Origin of the sequence: Caballeronia sp. (genome assembly GCF_028292365.1) — a bacterium.
Taxonomy (GTDB): Bacteria; Pseudomonadota; Gammaproteobacteria; order Burkholderiales; family Burkholderiaceae; genus Caballeronia.
In genome coordinates this window covers 1-3945 of sequence record NZ_JAQGMM010000676.1, presented here as the reverse complement: position 1 = coordinate 3945, position 3945 = coordinate 1, and the positions used below count along the sequence as shown (strand labels likewise).

3 protein-coding genes are annotated in these 3945 nt (G+C 64.0%); all 3 read right to left on the bottom strand.

Annotated elements, in window-relative coordinates; all coding sequences use genetic code 11:
• Positions 1-2245 (bottom strand): serine/threonine-protein kinase PknK (locus JWR14_RS38410; protein ID WP_299720064.1); only part of this gene is annotated, 2245 nt, incomplete at its 3' end.
• 311 nt (positions 2246-2556) lie between these two features.
• Positions 2557-3183: a tyrosine-type recombinase/integrase gene (locus tag JWR14_RS38405; RefSeq protein WP_299720062.1), complete on the bottom strand. Its 627-nt coding sequence runs from the start codon at positions 3181-3183 to the stop codon at positions 2557-2559.
• 228 nt (positions 3184-3411) lie between these two features.
• On the bottom strand, positions 3412-3945 hold a 534-nt coding region (locus JWR14_RS38400; RefSeq protein ID WP_299720059.1), incomplete at its 5' end, for an IclR family transcriptional regulator C-terminal domain-containing protein.

Below are 3945 nucleotides of genomic sequence, written 5' to 3'. Positions count from 1 at the left end.
CGGCGCGCTTGCCCGCGAGCAGATTGAGCTCGGCCAGCCGTTCGCGTTCCTCACCTGAGGTGAGCAGGGCAGCGCCGCGGTTGAGCTGGCGGACGATCTCGAAGACGTTCTCCTCGATCGCCTCCGGCGCCGTCCGCGCGGCGAGTAGCCGGCCGATCCGCAGGTGCTCGGCGGCCTGCTCATCCGCGGGGATAAGCGCGTAAGCCGCCTCCTGGACGCGGTCGTGCGGGAAGCGGTAGGCCCCCTCGTGCCGGCACACCAGCCCGGCCCGCACCGCCTCCCAAAGCGCCGCGTGCAGCGCCGCCTCGGTCCCGCCGTGGACCACGCTCAGCGTGGCGGTCGCCGCCTTGCCGAGGCAGGCGAGCTGCTGCAACGCAACCTGGGTCTCAACCGGCAGGCGGCTGAGCTTGCCGAGCATCAGCTCCACCACATTGTCGGTGAAGCCCATGGCCTGGATGCGATCGACGTCCCAGGACCAGCGCGCCTTACCATGATCGAAGGTGAGCAGTCCCTCCTCGGCCAGCGCGGTAAGGAACTGGATGGTAAAGAAGGGGTTGCCGCCGGTCTTTTCGTGCACCAGCCCGGCCAGAGGCTCGGCGCGGTCCCGCTCGCAATGCAGGGCATCGGAGATGAGCCGGCCCACATCCTCAAACCCGAGCGGCGCCAGCAGAATATCCTGCACCGGCGCGCCCGCCTGGCGGATCACCGCCAACCGCCGCATGAGCGGGTGCGTTGGTGTGACCTCGTTGTCGCGGTAGGCGCCGACCAGGAGCAGGTAATGCACATCCGGTTGCGTCAAAACATGCTCGAGCAGGTCGAGCGTCGCCGTATCGAGCCATTGCAAATCGTCGAGGAACAGCGTGAGCGGATGTTCGGGCCGCGCGAATGCCGCGATGAACCGCCGGAGCACGAGCTGAAAACGAGCCTGTGCCTGCTGTGGCGGAAGCTCAGGGACTGGGGGCTGTTCACCGATAATGAGCTTCAATTCAGGGACGAGGTCGATCATGAGCCCGCCGTTGGGGCCGAGCGCCTCTCGCAGGGCATCGCGCCAACGGCCGAGCTCGGCGTCGCTCTTGCTGAGCAGAGGTTGCAGAAGGCTCTGAAAGGCCTGCACCAGCGTCGCATAGGGGATGTCGCGCTTGTACTGGTCTAACTTGCCGGAGGCGAAAAGGCCGCGCGGCGGCACCAGCGCCTTGTGCAGCTCATGGACGACGGCGGACTTGCCGATGCCGGAATAGCCGGAGACAAGCACCAACTCCGGCCGGCCGCTGGTGACGACGCGGTCGAAAGCGGCGAGCAAGGTCTCTATCTCGCGCTCTCGCCCGTACAGCTTCTCGGGGATCAGCAGCCGATCGGGCGTATCTTGCTGGCCGAGCGGGAAGGAGTCGATCCGATGCTCGGAGTCCCATGCGGCAAGGCAGCGCCGGAGATCGCGCTCCAGCCCGGCCGCGGTCTGGTAGCGCTCCTCGGCGGTCTTGGCGAGCAGCTTCAGGATGATCTGGGAGACCGGTGCCGGGACCGTCACCAGGCGCTCGCTTGGCGGCACCGGCTTTCTGGCGATGTGGCAGTGCACCCACTCCATGGAATCGGATGCAGTGAACGGCAATGAGCCCGTGAGCATTTGGTATAGGGTGACGCCGAGCGCGTAGAGATCGCTGCGGGCGTCGATCGAGCGGTTCATGCGCCCGGTCTGTTCGGGGGCCATGTAGGCGAGCGTGCCAGCGATGGTCTCTGGCGGCTCGGGCGCTTGCCGCTCGCGGGGCAAGCGTGAGGCGATGCCAAACCCGGTGAGTCGGACCTCTGCATTCGCGCCATTCACAAGGATATTGGCCGGCTTCACGTCCTTGTGGACGAGACCACGCTGGTGCGCGTTGCCCAGCGCGCTGACGATGCCGATAGCGAGGCGCAAGCAGCGTCCGACCTCCATCGGCGCGCCGAGCAGCCGCTTGAGAGGCTCGCCGCCTCGGTCCTCGAGCAGCAGCAGCGTCCGACCGCCTTCGCGCACGAGTTCCAGCGGCCGCGCCGCCCAAGCGCTGTCCAGCTCGTCGCGGAGACCATATTCGTGGGCCAGGCGGTCCAGACTGACATGCGTCGGGTGCTCCGCAGTGGACCGCACGGCCAGCACTGACGTTTGCCTGCCATCAGCCTCGACGTACGATCTCCGGCATAAGACACAGTCGCCGTCCTCCCACAAGACCTGGAAGCGACTGTCCTCAAGTGCGCCGAACCGAGAAGACGGCTCCATCAGCTGGCCCCCCTCAAGCGGTGGCCGCTGTCGGACGGAGAGGTACTCTACCCCCCTGACTGGCCACACCGCAAGACTAAGTCTGCCACATCCAAGGCAACAATAGCGCTTGTTGTGGGCCGGACCTACAGGTGATAACTCCGACGATACGGCGGAAAGGCAAGCGGGGGCGTTGTTATCCAACGATCGACACGCAACCAAGCCAATGCCGCCCACGAAGGTCCGGACCGGGGCCGACAGCCGTCATCCACCGGCTAAGGGGCAAATGTCGGGAAGTGGCCGGCAAGCGCCCGCTGGCCGGCCATGACCTATCAGACTTCGGTTTGCTCGGCCATCTCGAGCGCGTCATCTACCTCAATCCCGAGGTAACGCACTGTACTTTCAAGTTTCGTATGGCCTAAGAGTAACTGAACCGCGCGCAGATTCTTGGTGCGCCGATAGATCAACGATGCCTTCGTGCGGCGCATCGTGTGAGTGCCGTACGCCGCGTCATCCAGTCCAATCGAAGCGACCCAACGATGAACGATGCGAGCGTACTGGCGTGTCGACACGTGCGCCGACGCATGTAGCCGACTCGGGAACAAATAGTCGGCGGGTTTCAGCCCCCGCGCCGAAATCCAGGGTGCGACACTCTGCCGAGTCTGTTCCGTGATTTCGAACTGCACTGGTCGTTGCGTTTTCTGCTGCATGAACGTCGCACGCGAGACCACGTGGCTTCCCATGCAGATGTCCTGCACCTGCAATCGCGTCAGATCGCATGCCCGAAGCTTGCTGTCGATTGCCAAGTTGAACAGCGCCAACTCGCGAACGTTGGATGACATCTGAAGTCTCGTGCGAATCGCCCAGATTTCACGCAGTTTCAACGGAGGCTTCTGGCCAGTCAGCCTCCCCTTATTCCACGGCACACGACGAGCGCTGAAAGATTTAAGCGTTTCCATGTCGACCTCCTGTTCAATGAAGGGAGATCGATTGTGCGCGCCGTGCAGCGGTCGCTCTTCGACCCACGCCGGTCATCGGCACCGCCGCTACGCCGACGGCGGTTATGTGGGTACAGGCGTCATTCATCCCTTCGAGTCGGTCGGCAAATTATCGGCCGAAGTGCACATTCCGGATCAAAGGAAACAGACACCGCATGGCCGCTACCAGTTGGCGGCGCAGCTCCGGCCTCAGACTTTCGCAACAAGCCCTGCGTTGCCGAGCAGCCGCTCATACATGTTGCTATTGAGTCGCGCGCTCAGTTCTGCGGCGATTGACTGGATCGCGCCAAGAAGATCAGCCGTCGGAGGCGACGGGACATCGCGACTCGGACCGATCACGCCAATCGAGCCGACCAGGACGTCGCGTCCCCTGAAGATCGGAGCTGCCAGCAGGTTAATGCCATCAATGACTTCGCCGTCCGCATCTTCATAGAGACGCTCACGAATTAGCGCCAGGCGTGCCTGGATTTTGGCAGGATCTGTCATTGAGCGGTCGGTGAATTGCTGCAACTTACGCCTGAGCACGCGCTGTTGCGCGGCTTCATCCAGATAGGCCAGCACCAGTCTGCCCTGCGCGGAGCAATGTGTGGCCGGGCGATTGCCAGGCTTGACGGAAATCACCACGCTCCGGGTGGACTCCGCCGCAGAAACGACAAGTGCCGAATCGTGAGTGGCGACCGCGAGGACGGCGGTTTGTCCAGTGACATCGCGCAGGCGGGTCAG

What these genes read in the sequence shown, in the direction of transcription:
- JWR14_RS38405 (WP_299720062.1), bottom strand. Translation starts at nt 3,183, where the DNA reads ATGGAAACGCTTAAATCTTTCAGCGCTCGTCGTGTGCCGTGGAATAAG.